Below are 15,455 nucleotides of genomic sequence, written 5' to 3' on the forward strand. Positions count from 1 at the left end.
AAATGACCGTACCCGTCTCCACCAAGCGAACTGCCCTCATCAACGCCGCACGCGAGCGCATCCTCGTGCTCGACGGCGCCATGGGCACGATGATCCAGAACCTGCAGTTCGACGAGGCCGCCTTCCGCGGCGAGCGCTTCAAGAATTTCCATCGCGACCTGCGCGGCAACAACGACCTGTTGATCCTGACCCAGCCGCAGGCGATCGAGGACATCCACGCGGCCTATTTGCGCGCCGGCGCCGACATCGTCGCGACCAATACGTTTTCGACGACGTCGATCGCGCAGGCCGACTACGACCTCACCGACATCGTCTACGAGATGGCGCGTGAAGGCGCTCGCCTCGCCGGCAACGCCGCCCGCCGCGTCGAGGCCGAGGACGGCAAGCCGCGCTTCGTCGCCGGCGCCATCGGCCCCACCAACCGCACGGCCTCGATTTCGCCCGACGTTTCCAATCCGGGCTATCGCGCCGTCACCTTTGACGATCTGCGCAAATCCTATGGCGAGCAGATCCGCGGCCTGATCGACGGCGGCGTCGACCTGTTGCTGGTCGAGACCATCTTCGACACGCTCAACGCCAAGGCGGCGCTTTACGCGATCGCCGAGATCACCGAGGAGCTCGGCATCGACATGCCCGTGATGGTGTCCGGCACCATCACCGACAAGTCCGGCCGCCTGCTGTCGGGCCAGATGCCGGAAGCGTTCTGGAACTCGGTGCGGCACGCAAAGCCCATCACCATCGGCTTCAACTGCGCGCTCGGCGCCGAAGACCTCCGCGCCCACATCGCCGATATCGGCCGCGTCGCCGACACGCTTGTTTGCGCCTACCCGAATGCCGGCCTGCCCAACGAGTTCGGCCAGTATGACGAGACGCCGGAATACATGGCGCGCCTCGTCGGCGAGTTCGCCCGTGATGGCCTGGTCAACATCGTCGGCGGCTGCTGCGGCACCACGCCGGACCATATCGCCGCGATCGCCGCCGCGGTCGCCCCGCACAAGCCGCGCATCGTGCCCGAGATCGAGCCGCGCTTGCGGCTGTCCGGCCTCGAGCCTTTCGTGCTGACAGATGCCATTCCCTTCGTGAACGTCGGCGAACGCACCAACGTCACGGGCTCTGCGAAATTCCGCAAGCTGATCACCAACGGCGACTACACCGCCGCGCTGCAGGTTGCGCGCGACCAGGTCGAGAACGGCGCGCAGATCATCGACGTCAACATGGACGAAGGCCTGCTCGATTCCGAAGCGGCGATGGTGACTTTCCTCAACCTCGTCGCCGCCGAGCCCGACATCGCCCGCGTCCCCGTGATGGTGGACTCCTCGAAATTCTCGGTGATCGAAGCCGGCCTGAAATGCGTGCAGGGCAAGCCGGTCGTCAATTCGATCTCGATGAAGGAAGGCGAGGACAAGTTCATCCACGAGGCGAAGATCGCCCGCCGCCATGGCGCCGCCGTGGTGGTGATGGCGTTCGACGAGGTCGGCCAGGCCGACACATTCGCGCGCAAGACCGAGATCTGCAAGCGCGCCTACGACATCCTGGTGAACAGGGTCGGCCTCCCGCCCGAGGACATCATCTTCGATCCGAACATCTTCGCGATCGCGACCGGCATCGAGGAGCACAACAATTACGGCGTCGACTTCATCGAGGCGACGCGCTGGATCCGGCAGAACCTGCCGGGCGCGCATGTCTCGGGCGGCGTCTCCAACCTGTCGTTCTCGTTCCGCGGCAACGAGCCGGTGCGCGAGGCCATGCACTCGGTGTTCCTGTATCACGCCATCAAGGCCGGCATGGACATGGGCATCGTCAATGCCGGGCAGATGATCGTCTATGACGACATCGACCCCGAGCTGCGCCAGACCTGCGAGGACGTCGTCCTCAACCGCGACGCGGGCGCTTCCGAGCGGCTGCTCGCGCTCGCCGAGAAATTCCGCGGCAAGAAGACCGAGAGCAAGGAAGCCGATCTCGCCTGGCGCGAATGGCCGGTGGCGAAGCGGCTGTCGCATTCGCTGGTGCACGGCATCACCGAATTCATCGAGCAGGACACCGAGGAAGCCCGCAAGACCTCCTCGCGCCCGCTCGACGTGATCGAGGGGCCGCTGATGGCCGGCATGAACGTTGTCGGCGACCTCTTCGGCGACGGCAAGATGTTCCTGCCGCAGGTGGTGAAGTCCGCCCGCGTGATGAAGCAGGCCGTTGCCTATCTCATGCCGTTCATGGAGGAGGAGAAGGCCCGCAACCTTGCGAACGGCATCGGCAGCGAGGGCTCCTCGTCCGCCGGCAAGATCGTGCTCGCGACGGTGAAGGGCGACGTCCACGATATCGGCAAGAACATCGTGGGCATCGTGCTCCAGTGCAACAATTACGAGGTCATCGACCTCGGCGTGATGGTGCCGGCCGCCAAGATCGTCGAGACGGTGAAGGCCGAGAAGGCCGACATCGTCGGGCTCTCCGGCCTGATCACGCCCTCGCTCGACGAGATGGCGTTCTTCGCCGGCGAATTGCAGCGCGAAGGCTTGAAGCTGCCGCTGCTGATCGGCGGCGCCACGACCAGCCGTGTGCACACGGCGGTGAAGATCGACCCGAGCTATCGGGCCGGTCCCGTCGTGCATGTCAACGACGCCAGCCGCGCCGTCGGCGTTGCCTCCTCGCTGCTCTCGCCGGAGAAGCGCGAGGCCTATGCGGCTGAGGTGCGGGCCGAATACGCCAAGATCTCGGACGCGCATCTGCGCGCGCAGGCCGACAAGAAGCGCCTGAAGCTGGCCGACGCCCGCAAGAACCGCGTGCCGGTCGACTTCGCCGCGAGCAAGCCGGTGAAGCCGACCTTCCTCGGCACCAAGAGCTTCGACGAATACGATCTCGCTGAGCTCGTGCCCTATATCGACTGGACGCCGTTCTTCCAGACCTGGGAGCTCGCGGGACGCTTCCCGGCGATCCTCGATGACGCCAAGGTCGGCGAGGTCGCACGCTCGCTCTATGACGACGCGCGCAAGATGCTCGACACCATCGTCAAGGAGAAGTGGTTCCGGGCCCGCGCGACGGTCGGCTTCTGGCCGGCCAATGCGCAAGGCGACGATATCGTGCTCTACGCCGACGAGAGCCGTACGAAGCAGATCGCGACGCTGCACACGCTACGCCAGCAACTCGAGAAGCGCGAGGGCCGCTTCAATGCCGCACTGTCGGACTTCATCGCGCCCGCAGGCGTGCCCGACTATATCGGCGGCTTCGTCGTCACGGCCGGCATCGGCGAGGATGCGGTCGCCGACCGCTTCAAGATGGCAAACGACGATTACTCCTCGATCCTGTGCAAGGCGCTGGCCGACCGCCTCGCCGAGGCTTTCGCCGAGCGCATGCATGCCCGCGTGCGCCGCGAGTTCTGGGCCTATGCCCCGGACGAGGCGCTCTCCAGCGAGGAGCTGATTCTCGAGAAGTATCAGGGCATCCGCCCGGCGCCCGGCTATCCCGCGCAGCCCGATCACACCGAGAAGGCGACGCTGTTCGAGCTGCTCGATGCGGAAGCCAGCGCCGGCGTGAAGCTGACCGAGAGCTTTGCGATGTGGCCGGGCTCCAGCGTGAGCGGGCTCTACTTCGCCAACCCCGAGAGCTATTATTTCGGTGTCGGCAAGATCGAGCGCGACCAGGTCGAGGACTACGCCGCGCGCAAGGGCATGACGGTCGCGGAGACCGAACGCTGGCTTGCGCCGGTGCTGAACTACATCCCGTCGCGCGAGGACGCGGACAAGGCCTTCGCCGCCACTGCCGCGAACGACGAGACCTCGAAGGACCTCGCCTCGCATCCGCCGGGCTGCACCTGCGCCGTGCATCTGGTCTGGCAGAAGAAGCGCGCCGGGGCGGGGTAGCTCGCGCTACGTTTGGAGCGGCGCGGCCGCTCCAAACAAAAAGTGTGAAAACAACCCCATGCACAGTAGAGGTGGGGCTGAAAAGCCTCATCAATTTCGGTCTTACCGAATCCGATTGCGGCGTCGGGCAAAACAGGGGTAGTATTTCATCATCGCCAGCCGCGCTTGTCGTCGTCCAGGACGAGCGCCGGACATCACCGGTGTCGTCCTGGCGAAGGCCAGGACCCATACCGCGTGATCCATCGGCGGTACTCACTGGCAATACCAAACGACCAATCTTCGCCAAACTGCTCACCGGGGTAATGGGTCCTGGCTTTCGCCAGGACGACGTTGGAGAAGCAGCGAGCGCCCTGGCTCGTCGTTGCTGTTGCGTCCCCAGCAGACACACGTGCAACCAGCGCGAAGTCGACGCACCCCACAACTCGCCTCGACAACTCTCGTCTCGCGGGAACCGGGGCCCTGTGAACTCGTTCACTTGTCCGCTCAACCTCGATTCGATAACCTCCCGGCCTACTACCTTCAAACCGGTGGCCAGGTTTGGGATCGGGCATATGAATCAAATCATTGCATTGTTCGCCGCGATCGCGCTCGTCGTGCTGCCCGCGATTGCCGCGGCGGACTGTCCGAAAGGCTACGTGCCATGCGGCGAACGAAACCAGCTGTGCTGCCCGGGAAAGTAGCCAGCCGCAAATGGCTTTGGCTCGGCAGCGGCGTGTTTGTGGCGATCGGGCTCGTGATGATCGCAACCTGGGTCGGCTTCCCGCGCAAGAAGCAGACGATCACGGCGATCCTCTCCGAGACAGGCTATTTCGAGGTGGTGCCGCCGAGCACGTTCGGCGGCCCCGGCACGATCAACACGATTGAATACTTAAGCAACGGCCGGCTGGAGCTGCATCCCACCTGTGACGTCGATCCCGCGCTGCTGACGGGCAAGATCCAGAAATCGCCGACCGTCGACCGCGACCTGAAGCAATCGCTGGAGAGGAATCTCGACGTCTCCGCGCAGATCAGGGACAAGTTGTCCGCCGTCGCCGGGATGCAGCAGGTCGATTCGATCCGCCTCAAGCTCGAGAACGCCAACATCCTGCTGATCTCGGACGAGGCGCTGATCGCGACCCGCAACGCGTTGCTGAAGGCCGAGTGCGAGGACGCGGTCACGCTGAACATTTCGAGCGGCGGCGTCGTGTGCCAGACCCGGTCCGTGCTGGAGGCCGACGTCGTGTACGAGATCAAGTACCACAACAAGGTCTCGATGGAGGAGCGCGCCAAGCTGACATCCGAGATCGCGGCAAAGCTCGACCTCGACGCGCATCAGGGGTCGGACGACAAGGTGTCCGGCTCGCAATTGTTCTTCGGCATCAGGCTGTCGCCAAACCCGATCGTGCTGAAGACCGCGGCCGGAGAGATCAAGCCGTGTACGCGCAGGTAGAATGAACCGGCGCGCGTCTCGTGCCGACAAACACCCGGTCGGCGCATGGGAGGGTGGCATTCGCAATCGTCTGAAGTCCCTGGCCGTCTGCCTCGCGATGGCGGCCGGGTTGTCTGTCGCGCATCACGCAGTCTCACCCGATGCGGCGACGGCGCAGGCCACGCAGCCGCCATCGACACCAGCGGATACGCATTCGAACATGGAAACCGTCACGAAGCTCCTCGCCGAGCCCCGTTCGCCCTCGCGTGACGGCCAGCTCTATGCCGCCGCCCTGGCCCTGTTCAAAGCGATCGAGGCAGGCGAGGCGCCGGTCGAGAACCGCGAGACGCTGGCCAAGGCACTGCGCGAGGTCGCGCTCGGCGGGCACGCCAGCGCGTGGATCGACTATGGCCGCTGCCTCTGGAATGGCTGGGGCATGCCGCGCGATCGCGACGCGGCGGTCGCCGCCTACAAGCGCGCCGCGGAGCTCGGCTCGGACTACGGCGCCTATCTCGCCGCCTACAATCTCTATTGGACGCTCCGGAAATATGACGAGGCCTTTTCTTACGCGCAGAAGGCGCTTGCAGGCGGCGATCCCGACGGCGCGGTGCGCTATCTGCTGGGATTGATGGCCTATAACGGTCGCGGGCGTCCGAAGGACGTCGCGGAAAGTCTCTCGCTGCATCAGGAGGCGGCGAAACGCGGCAATGCCGACGCCTTTTTCGAGCTGTTCGTCTATGCGATGCAGGGGATCGGCGACCGCAGCAAGGCGGTTACCTACCTGAAGGAAGCCGGACAGCGCGACCAGCCACGCGCCTGCGCCAATCTCGGCGCGCTCTATGCCACCGGCCAATTTCCCGGCATTGCCAGGGATCTCAACGAGTCCGTTCGCTGGTACAAGCGCGCCGCCGATCTCGGCGTCGGCCGTGCCGCAGCGGCGCTCGGCGTGATGGCAAGCCGCGGCGAAGGGATGGAGAAAGATCCCGACGCCGCGGAAGCCTATTTCGATCGCGCCGACGAACTGGGATTTGAGCTGGACGCCTATCTCAACGAGAATGGCGTGAAGCGGAAGAGATAGCCCGCGAGATCTTCGTCGAGCCCGCTCCTACCCCTTCGGCGGCGCGAGGGGCTGAACGATCTCCGTGAACTCCGCCAGCGCCTCGCAACGTTCGGAATGCCGGGCAAGGGCCGGATAACGGGCCGCATCGAACAGTTGCGGATGAGCCTCGCGGGTGAAGCGCACGACGCAGGCGACCGCGATGTCGGCGTGGCCGATACGATTGCCTAGCCAGTACGGCGTCGTCACCTTGGCGCGCTCGGCCTCGAGCACCTTGAGCACGTCGGCGATCTGCGCACTGCAGCGCTCGACCCACAAGGCAAGCTGCTCCTTCCGTAGCACGCGCTCATAGAGCAGGCTGACCGCCTTGTCGCCGAGGCCCGAGGCGAGCGCACAGATCCGCAGGTGCCTGCGCCGTTCAGCACCATCGCGCGGCAGCATTGCCTTAGCCTCGCCGACCAGCTCGTCGAGATAATCCAGGATGATCGTGCTCTCGATCAGCGCCTCGCCGTCGTCGAGCACCAGGGTCGGCACGCGTCGCAGCGGATTATATGGCGCGATCTTGTCGGCATCGCCGAAGGTCGACCACGGTCTGTGCTCGAAAGCGAGCCCGTAAAGGCGGAGCGCGATCGCGACGCGGCGGACGAAGGGGGAATCATATTGGCCGATCAGGAACATGGTTCGCGCTCTTCTCAGGCATGAGGCAGGGCCGTCGAGTTTCCACGACCGGGCCGGCACCGCGCAAGGATGATCTTGGAAACGGAGCATTGCGCCGGTTGCAACGGCGCGTGCGACGACTTTGCGCGCGAGCCGCGGGCTGCAAGATCAGAGACCGTCCTGGATGGCGCGCTTGATAGTGGCGATCGCGGCTTCGTTGCGCCTGTACATCGTCCACTGCTTGACCCGCTTTGCGCGCACCAGCTTTGCCGCCGTCAGCACCCGCATATGCTCGCTGACCGTCGGCGCACTGACGCCGAGCTTCTCGGCGATCAGCAACCCGCAGACACCGTCCTCGACCAGGTCGCCGTCGGCCTGCTCGCGAAAATGCTTCCGCGGGTCCCGCAGCCAGTCCAGGATCTGCAGGCGGCGCTCGTTGGCCAGCGCGCGCAGGGCAAGGGCAAATTTCATTTAGTCATTTTGCTAATTGCCTAATTGATGTCAACGGTCCGATGCGCTATCAAGGACGTATCATGACAGCGACAATGGACATCACCCGGGAGCGGATCGCGGCGACCGAGGCCGTCATCCGTCCGCATATCCGCCGAACGCCACTCGTTCAGGCCAATCTCGCCGATTTCGGCCTGCCGGCCGCGCCGGTCACGTTCAAGCTCGAGATGCTGCAGCACTCCGGATCGTTCAAGGCGCGGGGCGCCTTCGCCAATCTGCTGTTGCGGCAGGTGCCGAAGGCCGGAATCGTCGCCGCGTCCGGCGGTAATCACGGCGCCGCGGCAGCCTATGCGGCGCAGCAGGTCGGCGTTGCCGCCACGATCTTCGTGCCCGAGATCACCTCTCCCGCGAAGGCCGAGCGGATCAGGGGCTATGGCGCAAACCTCGTGATCGCGGGCAGCCGCTACGCGGACGCGCTCGCCGCGAGCGAAGCGCATGTCGCGCAAACCGGCGCCATGGCCGTCCACGCCTACGACCAGGCCGAGACCCTGCTCGGTCAAGGCAGCGTCGGCCTGGAGCTGGAGCAGGACGCGCCCGAGATCGACACGCTTCTGGTGGCCGTCGGTGGCGGCGGACTGATCGGCGGGATTGCGGCGTGGTATCAGGGTCGGACCCGCGTCGTCGCGGTGGAGCCGGAGCAATCGCCGACCCTGCACAGCGCTTTTGCGGCGGGCGCCCCGGTCGATGCGCCGGCCGGCGGCATCGCTGCCGACAGCCTCGCGCCGAAGCGCGTTGGCACGTTGATGTTTCCGATCGCGCGGGCCCATGTCGAACGGGTCGTCCTGGTCAGCGACGATGCGATCCGGCAGGCCCAGACCGCTCTTTGGTCCAGCCTGCGTCTCGTGGCCGAGCCAGGCGGCGCGACCGCCTTTGCGGCGCTGCTCTCCGGCCGCTATCGTCCGTCGACCGGCGAACGGGTCGCGGTTCTGCTGTGCGGCGCCAACACCACGGCGGTGAACTTCGACAGCTAGTCTGGGAGCGAGACATGATCGGGCGAAGCGCCTTCATCCTGACGTCCGCGTTGCTTGCGCTGTTTGCAAGCCCGGCCCACGCCGAGGACAGCCCGATCGGCTTCCTGACGCCGTCGAAAAACATCGTCTGCCAGTTCTTTACCGAGAACGACCAGAACGTGCTCCGCTGCGACATCATGAACATGGACACGCGCCCGCGCCGCCCCGCCGATTGCGACCTCGACTATGGCCACGCCTTCGCGATGAACGCAAAGGGCAGCGCGGCGCGCATCTGCGCGGGCGACACCGTCATGGACGCCTCGCTGCCGGTGCTCGCCTATGGCGAGATCTGGCAGCGCGCGGGATTTACGTGCAGGTCGGAGCAGACAGGGCTGACGTGCTTCAACGCGATGCAGCACGGGTTCTCGCTGGCGCGGGCGGAGCAGAAGGTGTTTTGAGGCCCAGCTTCGAAATCGTCTGATGCTCTCTTAGAATCCGTCAACCAGCGTCAGACTCAAATGTTAAAGTGCTGGAGACAGCTAAAGCCCCAGTCATCATGTGTTACCCCCGAATACTGGAGGCACGAGGCTATTCGCTCCTCAGACAAACTTCCTGCGACTTGCATCCGCCGTAAAAGCAAGTCTTGTTCTACCTTCTTGAGCCCGTCCCACCACTTTTGCTGCACGCAAGTATTTTCAAGGTGTTCAAAGCAAGCTTGAATCGCTAGAGTCGTGTAAAGATTACTTGGCTGCTTCTCGTATGATCTTGCGAAAGCTAAGGGATTTTTCTGTCCCTTTCTCCAAATCATTGCGACCGCGGCGCGCTCCTCGGAAGCAAGTATGTTGAAGGAAATTGTCTCATAAACCTCCTCAGAATCACCGAGCCGCTGCAAGGGAAGGCCATCAAATCCAAACTCCGGATAAAACCCGCCGACAGACATGATCGTGGGCATACGATCAAACCTGATAATCAGAGCACTAAGGCAATCATAATCCTTTTCATTCAGAATTCGCTGACACTCGTCGAACGCAACTCTCCCATCTCTCAAGCCCAACTTCTGCCCTTCATTAAAGGCGCGGACATCATCCAAAATGCGACGGTCCTGGTCAGTTTTTTGTTCCTTAGATAATGTTTCAAGCTGATGGTTAGTCGCTTCAACCATTCGTATTTTGCGGTAGAGCTCAGAGGCCACAGTTCGATAATGAAGTAACGCCAGCTGTCTCGGTGAAAAAGCCAACGGCACATCTTCGATATCGAGGAAGATCGCGTTATCATGCCGGCCGCAAAAGCAATTCAGAACTGAAAATCGACCAATCCCAAACCTCTTTATTGCTATGTTGCCGTCACTCTTCGCCAATTGGCTGAGCGAGCTATCAAACGAGTATATGTGGCCATCCTCTGCAATCTTCTTGAGCTGACTGCGAGGAATTGTGTGAGCATCAATGATGGACGAATTGCAGGGATCGCCTGGATCCTCTGCAAGACACAGTTTGTGCTTTAAAAATCGTTGGAAGGTCGATGCAAATGACCAGAACTCTGCATCTGAAGGCATGAATATCTCTACAATTGCCCTTTGGCGCCCCAGCTCCAAATCGGAATGGCGCGATAAGATTATCTCCCATCCTCGTCGTTCGCTAGCACACTCATAGTATCATTCGATAATAGGCACATGCCGTGCCGCATCGCGCGGCGCGGTGCCGTCGAGGCGGGGATCGTCGGCAATCTCGATCTGGCTGCGGAAGGGGCGGAAGCCGGAGCGCTGGTAGAACGCGACGGCGGAGGGATGGTCGAGGGTGCAGGTGTGGACCCAGACGCGACGCACGCCGTTCGACCATGCGCGCTCCAGCGCGCGGTTCATCAGGAAGCGGGCGGCGCCGGTGCCGATCAGGCCTGAGGTGACGCCGAAATAGACCAGCTCGCATTGGCTGGGCTGGCGGAAGTCCAATTCGAGCAGGCCTTCGTCGCGGCCGTCTACTGTCAGGGCATAGACCTCAATGCCCGGGGCGTTGATGATTGCGGCGAGATCGGCGTCGGTCATGCGGGCCCGCGAGAACCACAGCCAATCTTCGCCGACGCGGCGGAAGATGTCGCGGTACCAATCGAGCGCGGGGGTGTCGACCTTGCGCAGGGACCAGGCACCGGGCGGATCGTCGCGGCGCGCGGGAGGTGCGGTCATTTCGAGATGGGTGACGACGGCGGCGATCTTGCCGGCGGGGACGTCGGAGTAGCCGTCGGGGAGGATCATCGGGGTTTCCTGTAGAGCCGAGCGCGAGCGGCACATCCTATGTCGTCCCGGCGAAGGCCGGGACCCATAGCCACTGATATCGGTTGGTTTGCGAGTTGGAACGGCGAGTCCCGTTCGCAACATCTGCTGCGGAGTATGGGTCCCGGCCTCCGCCGGGACGACCAAAAACTACCCCTCCCCCTCGTCGCTCGCGAGCACGCCCTTCACTGCCCTTGCCCAGCCGGCGAGCTTTCGCTCGCGCGTGGCTTCGCTCATGTTGGGCTTGAAGCGATGCTCGAGGCGCCAGTTGTCTGCGAATTTTGTCGGCTCGGGATAGACGCCCGCCTGAAGGCCGGCGAGGTAGGCGGCGCCCAGCGCCGTGGTCTCCTGGATCACGGGGCGATCCACCGGCGCGTTGAGGAGATCGGCGAGGCGCTGCATGGTCCAGTCCGAGGCGGTCATGCCGCCGTCGACGCGGAGCACGACGCTGGCCGTCTCCGAGCTCGGCCAGTCCGCGCGCATCGCGGCCCACAGGTCGAAGGTCTGGTAGCAGACGCTTTCGAGCGCGGCATGGGCAAGCTCGGCCGGGCCGGTGTTGCGGGTGAGGCCGAACAGCGCGCCGCGCACGCGGGGATTCCAGTAGGGCGCGCCCATGCCGACGAAAGCCGGCACGAGATAGACGCTCTGCATGGAGTCGGACTGATCGGCGAGCGGGCCGGTCTCCGCGGCGTGCTTGATGATGCCGAGGCCGTCGCGCAGCCATTGCACCGCCGAGCCCGCCACGAAGATCGAGCCCTCGAGCGCGTAGGTACGCTTGCCGTCGAGCTGATAGGCGACGGTGGTGAGCAGCTTGTTCTTGGACACGACCGGCGTGGTGCCGGTGTTGAGCAGGGCAAAACAGCCGGTCCCGTAAGTGGACTTCATCATGCCCGGACGGAAGCAAGCCTGGCCGATGGTCGCGGCCTGCTGGTCGCCGGCGATGCCGGAGATGGCGATGGCACCGCCGAACAGATCGGGCGTGCTCTCGCCGAAGCGGGCCGAGGAATCCTTCACCTCGGGCAGCATCGAGCGCGGCACGCCGATGATCTCCAGCAGCTCGTCGTCCCACTGCCCGGTGTGGATGTTGAACAGCAGCGTCCGCGAGGCGTTGGTGGCATCGGTGGCATGCACCTTGCCGCCCGTGAGGCGCCAGAGCAGGTAGCAATCGATAGTGCCGAACATCAGCTCGCCGCGCGCCGCGCGCGCGCGGGCGCCCGGGACGTGATCGAGGATCCAGGCGACCTTGGTGCCGGAGAAATAGGGATCGATGATCAGGCCGGTCTTCTGCGAGATGACCGGTTCGCGGCCGTCATGCTTCAGCTTCGCGCAGATGTCGGCGGTGCGGCGGTCCTGCCAGACGATGGCGCGGTGCACGGCCTGCCCGGTGGCGCGGTCCCACACCACGGTGGTCTCGCGCTGGTTGGTGATGCCGATCGCGGCGATGTCCTTTGCGCTGATGCCGGCCTGCTCGATCGCTTCGCGGCAGACCATCACCGTCGAGGTCCAGATGTCCTCCGGCTCGTGCTCGACCCAGCCCGAGGCCGGGAAATGCTGCGGAAACTCCTGCTGCGCCTTTGCCGCAATGGAAATATCACCGCGAAACACGATCGCGCGCGAGGAAGTGGTGCCCTGGTCGATGGCGAGGACAAAAGACATGGCGGCTTACCTTGGCGTTCTCTTGGCGTTTTTCCCTGACGGGGTCGTTGTGTCGCGCCAAAGGGAGCGGATTGGAGGCGGAAGGTCAAGTTGGATGCGAGGCCGGCGCCCCTTCCCTTCTCCCCTTGCGGGAGAAGGTGGCATAGGCGGCCTTCGGCCGCTGTTCTTAAGAACGCCGAAGCAAAGCTTCGGCTATGGCGCCGGATGAGGGGTATCCCTCGGCGAACTCAGGAGGCAGAGCAGCGCACGCGGAGAGATACCCCTCACCCGTCTCGCCGCTGCGCGGCGATCCACCCTCTCCCGCAAGGGGAGAGGGAAAGAAAGAGCTACACCGCCGCCGTGGTGACGCCACCGTCGATGACGATGGTCTGGCCGGTCATGAAGCTCGAGGCGTCCGAGGCGAGATAGGCAACCGCGCCGGCGATTTCGTCGGGTTCGCCGATGCGGCGGAGCGGCGTGGTGGCGGTGCGGCGCTTCAGCATAGCCTCGTCTTCCCAGAGCGCGCGGGCGAAATCGGTCTTCACGAGGCCCGGCGCGATGCAGTTGACGCGGACGCCCTTGGGGCCCCATTCGCCGGCGAGGCTGCGGCACAGCGCGAAATCGGCGGCCTTGGAGATACCGTAGGCGCCGATCACGGTGGAGCCGCGCAAGCCGCCGATCGAGGAGATGATGACAACGGAGCCGTTGCCGCGTTCCGCCATCTGCGGGATCGCGAGCGCGGAGAGCCAGATGTTGCTCTTCACGTTCGAGCCCATGATCTTGTCGAAGGCCTCGTCGGTGATGTCGAGCAGCGGGCCGTAATACGGATTGACCGCGGCGTTGCAGACGAGGATGTCGATCTTGCCGTAGTGTCTTGTCGCGCCCGCGATCAGGGCTTCGACCTCGTTCCTGCGGGCGATGTTGCAGGGGATGACGACGGCGTCACCGCCGGCCGCGACGATTCCGTCGGCGACCTCCTTGCACGCATCCGCCTTGCGCGAGGAGACCACGACTTTCGCGCCGAGCTTCGCCAGCAATTCGGCCGAGGAGCGGCCGATGCCGCGGCTCGAACCGGTGACGACGGCGACCTTCCCGGTGAGATCGAACGGAGTGTTTTTCATTGTTGTCGGCCTCGCTGCTTCCGCTTGTGCACTGATTGCCCTGCCCCGCATAAAGCCCCGGCGAAGCTTTGGCTTGGCCGAGGCACGGGGTGTGACTTGCGGAGAGTTTGGCTGGCGCTGCGCCGTCTGTCGAGAGCGGACGGCGGCGCAGGTCGCCGCTCAGTTCTGGTCGTCGCCGAGCGCTGCGACCAGCTTGTCGTAGTACTTGCCGACGAGATCGATGTTGCCCTTGTTCTCGATCGCCGGCGCCGGCGTCTTCAGCGCCTGGTTGAGCTCGTCGATGGCTTCCTTCTTGTCCTTTGCCGGCATCTTCTTGTCGGCCTGAACCTGCGCGATCTGCGACTTGATGACGGCTTCGGGGCCGACATATTTCTTGGTGGCGGGATCGAAGCCGCCGAGCACCAGGCTGATGTTGTCGACGACGTTGTTGTAGTCGTCATAGCCGGCAAAGCCGTTTTTCTTGGCGACGGCGTCGAGCTGGCCGATCACCTTCTGGTCGGGCGCGGTGTTCTCGGGCAGCTTCTCGGTGATCGCATCCATGTCCTTCTGCGCGGCGAGCACGCCGTCGAGCTGCTTGTCGGTCAGCGCGATCTGCTTCAGCACGGGCGCCTGCTGCTGCTGCGCCGGCGCGGCCGGCTGAGCGGGTGCTGCCTGCTGCTTGGCCTGCGCGAAAGCGGCACCGGAGGAGGCGAGCGATGCCGCGGACACGAGGCACGCGACGCCGAGCGCGGCGAAGGCGGGACGAAGCAATGCTGGCATGGAAGTTCTCCTCCTGAAGGGGATGGCTGGTTTTGGTGTTCGAAGATCTGACGGGTGAAAGGCTAGGGAACTCGAAATGAACTCCACATGAACTCCGCTCGCCCCTGCTAGTGAGCGATCATGGCTGAATGATCACAACCATGTGGAGGCGGCAGCGATCACCAAACATTGTACGGCGTGCAATCCGTCTGTTGTGCTGCCGGCCTGCCGCGCAGATGGTCGGGCCGACCAGGGAGGAGACAGCATGCCGACCTATCGCGGATCCTGCCATTGCGGCGCGGTGACGTTCAGCCTCGTGTCAGAAATCGAAGAGCTCACGACCTGCGATTGCTCGCTGTGCCGGCGGAAGAACGCGCTGATGACAGAGGTGCATGAGAGCGCACTCACGGTCGAGAGCGGCACCGATCTGCTGTCGGTCTACGAATGGAATACGCACCGTGCCAAGCATTTCTTCTGCTCGCGCTGCGGCATCTACACGTTTCACCGCAAGCGCGCGGCGCCCGATCATTTCGGTGTCAACGTGTTCTGTCTCGAGGATTTCGATCCGGCCACGGTGCCGGTGCGCGCGACGGAGGGCATCGGCATGTCGGTGGTCGAGCAGATTGCGCGATCGCAGTGGCCGGGGCCGCGAGAAGCGGGTTGAAGGCGACAAGTTCTGAAGACGACCGCACAAACAAAAACGCCGCCTCGGTTTCCCGAGGCGGCGCTCTGTATTTCGAACATCGAAAGAGGAAGATTTCTTGTCCTTGGCAGGCCTGGCAGCGACCTACTCTCCCAGGGCTTAAGCCATAGTACCATTGGCGCTGAAGAGTTTAACGGCCGAGTTCGGGATGGGATCGGGTTGAGGCTCTTCGCTAGAACCACCAGGCCGGCGAAGGACAAGAAAACGAAGCAAGCGATCTTTGTGTTGGCGACTAGCGCCTCTCACTCTGTCTGGGTCTTCAAGACCTCATGGACACTGAAAATGAGAGCAATCAAGCCAATCGAACGATTAGTACCGGTAAGCTGCATGCATTACTGCACTTCCACATCCGGCCTATCAACGTGGTGGTCTTCCACGGTTCTCAAGGGAATGCTCGTTTTGAGGTGGGTTTCCCGCTTAGATGCTTTCAGCGGTTATCCCGTCCGTACATAGCTATGCTGCACTGCCGCTGGCGCGACAACAGCTCCACCAGAGGTACGTTCACCCCGGTCCTCTCGTACTAGGGGCAAATCCTCTCAACATTCCAACACCCACGGCA

The 15,455-nt window shown here is 63.7% G+C and carries 14 protein-coding genes and 2 rRNA genes; 7 read left to right on the forward strand and 9 right to left on the reverse strand.

The window, feature by feature from the left end; translation table 11 throughout:
* Positions 1 to 2: 2 nt before the first annotated feature.
* The 4 genes from metH to A7X65_RS36780 all read left to right on the forward strand — a co-directional run bounded on the left by metH (position 3) and on the right by A7X65_RS36780 (position 6,340).
* Positions 3 to 3,854, forward strand: coding sequence for a methionine synthase (gene metH, locus A7X65_RS36770; RefSeq protein ID WP_063694272.1), 3,852 nt, complete (start codon positions 3 to 5; stop codon positions 3,852 to 3,854).
* A 551-nt stretch (positions 3,855 to 4,405) separates the two neighbouring features.
* Entirely contained in the window at positions 4,406 to 4,534 is a 129-nt protein-coding gene (locus A7X65_RS43675) for a hypothetical protein (RefSeq protein WP_283806199.1), read from the forward strand.
* Entirely contained in the window at positions 4,516 to 5,283 is a 768-nt protein-coding gene (locus tag A7X65_RS36775) for a hypothetical protein (protein WP_245324043.1), read from the forward strand. The genes A7X65_RS43675 and A7X65_RS36775 overlap by 19 nt, the downstream gene beginning before the upstream one ends.
* Before the next feature lie 199 nt (positions 5,284 to 5,482).
* The gene (locus A7X65_RS36780) at positions 5,483 to 6,340 is read left to right on the forward strand and encodes a tetratricopeptide repeat protein (RefSeq protein ID WP_063694312.1); all 858 of its coding nucleotides are present in this window, start codon (positions 5,483 to 5,485) and stop codon (positions 6,338 to 6,340) included.
* Positions 6,341 to 6,367: 27 nt separating this feature from the next.
* Here the strand turns inward: A7X65_RS36780 and A7X65_RS36785 are convergent, their stop codons facing one another.
* Together A7X65_RS36785 and A7X65_RS36790 are read right to left on the reverse strand one after the other, a co-directional pair.
* Positions 6,368 to 6,997: a glutathione S-transferase family protein gene (locus tag A7X65_RS36785; protein WP_063694274.1), complete on the reverse strand. Its 630-nt coding sequence runs from the start codon at positions 6,995 to 6,997 to the stop codon at positions 6,368 to 6,370.
* A 147-nt stretch (positions 6,998 to 7,144) separates the two neighbouring features.
* Positions 7,145 to 7,447, reverse strand: a complete 303-nt coding sequence (locus A7X65_RS36790; protein WP_063694275.1) for an ArsR/SmtB family transcription factor — start codon at positions 7,445 to 7,447, stop codon at positions 7,145 to 7,147.
* Between the two features lie 62 nt (positions 7,448 to 7,509).
* On the opposite strand from A7X65_RS36790, the gene A7X65_RS36795 reads away from it, so the two are divergent.
* Both A7X65_RS36795 and A7X65_RS36800 read left to right on the forward strand, forming a co-directional pair.
* On the forward strand, positions 7,510 to 8,457 hold the full coding sequence (locus A7X65_RS36795) for a threonine/serine dehydratase (RefSeq protein ID WP_063694313.1): 948 nt from the start codon (positions 7,510 to 7,512) through the stop codon (positions 8,455 to 8,457).
* A gap of 14 nt (positions 8,458 to 8,471) precedes the next feature.
* Positions 8,472 to 8,894, forward strand: coding sequence for a DUF6636 domain-containing protein (locus A7X65_RS36800; RefSeq protein ID WP_063694276.1), 423 nt, complete (start codon positions 8,472 to 8,474; stop codon positions 8,892 to 8,894).
* 56 nt (positions 8,895 to 8,950) lie between these two features.
* Here A7X65_RS36800 and A7X65_RS42310 read toward each other — a convergent pair whose 3' ends face one another.
* From A7X65_RS42310 to A7X65_RS36825, 5 genes are all read right to left on the reverse strand, one after another.
* On the reverse strand, positions 8,951 to 9,988 hold the full coding sequence (locus A7X65_RS42310) for a hypothetical protein (RefSeq protein WP_156528403.1): 1,038 nt from the start codon (positions 9,986 to 9,988) through the stop codon (positions 8,951 to 8,953).
* Positions 9,989 to 10,087: 99 nt separating this feature from the next.
* Positions 10,088 to 10,681, reverse strand: coding sequence for a GNAT family N-acetyltransferase (locus A7X65_RS36810; RefSeq protein WP_063694278.1), 594 nt, complete (start codon positions 10,679 to 10,681; stop codon positions 10,088 to 10,090).
* A gap of 168 nt (positions 10,682 to 10,849) precedes the next feature.
* A complete protein-coding gene (gene glpK, locus A7X65_RS36815; RefSeq protein ID WP_063694279.1) occupies positions 10,850 to 12,355 on the reverse strand; it encodes a glycerol kinase GlpK in 1,506 nt (501 codons plus the stop codon).
* Positions 12,356 to 12,681: 326 nt separating this feature from the next.
* Positions 12,682 to 13,455: an SDR family NAD(P)-dependent oxidoreductase gene (locus A7X65_RS36820; protein ID WP_063694280.1), complete on the reverse strand. Its 774-nt coding sequence runs from the start codon at positions 13,453 to 13,455 to the stop codon at positions 12,682 to 12,684.
* A 159-nt stretch (positions 13,456 to 13,614) separates the two neighbouring features.
* Positions 13,615 to 14,214 (reverse strand): hypothetical protein, encoded by a 600-nt coding sequence (locus A7X65_RS36825; RefSeq protein WP_063694281.1) that lies wholly within the window; start codon positions 14,212 to 14,214, stop codon positions 13,615 to 13,617.
* Between the two features lie 244 nt (positions 14,215 to 14,458).
* On the opposite strand from A7X65_RS36825, the gene A7X65_RS36830 reads away from it, so the two are divergent.
* The gene (locus A7X65_RS36830) at positions 14,459 to 14,857 is read left to right on the forward strand and encodes a GFA family protein (RefSeq protein ID WP_063694282.1); all 399 of its coding nucleotides are present in this window, start codon (positions 14,459 to 14,461) and stop codon (positions 14,855 to 14,857) included.
* A gap of 110 nt (positions 14,858 to 14,967) precedes the next feature.
* Here the strand turns inward: A7X65_RS36830 and rrf are convergent.
* Together rrf and A7X65_RS36840 are read right to left on the reverse strand one after the other, a co-directional pair.
* Positions 14,968 to 15,082 (reverse strand): 5S ribosomal RNA (gene rrf / locus A7X65_RS36835).
* Between the two features lie 102 nt (positions 15,083 to 15,184).
* Positions 15,185 to 15,455: ribosomal RNA gene (locus A7X65_RS36840) — 23S ribosomal RNA — on the reverse strand; the annotation flags it as partial.

This window comes from Bradyrhizobium stylosanthis, from assembly GCF_001641335.1.
GTDB lineage: Bacteria > Pseudomonadota > Alphaproteobacteria > Rhizobiales > Xanthobacteraceae > Bradyrhizobium > Bradyrhizobium stylosanthis.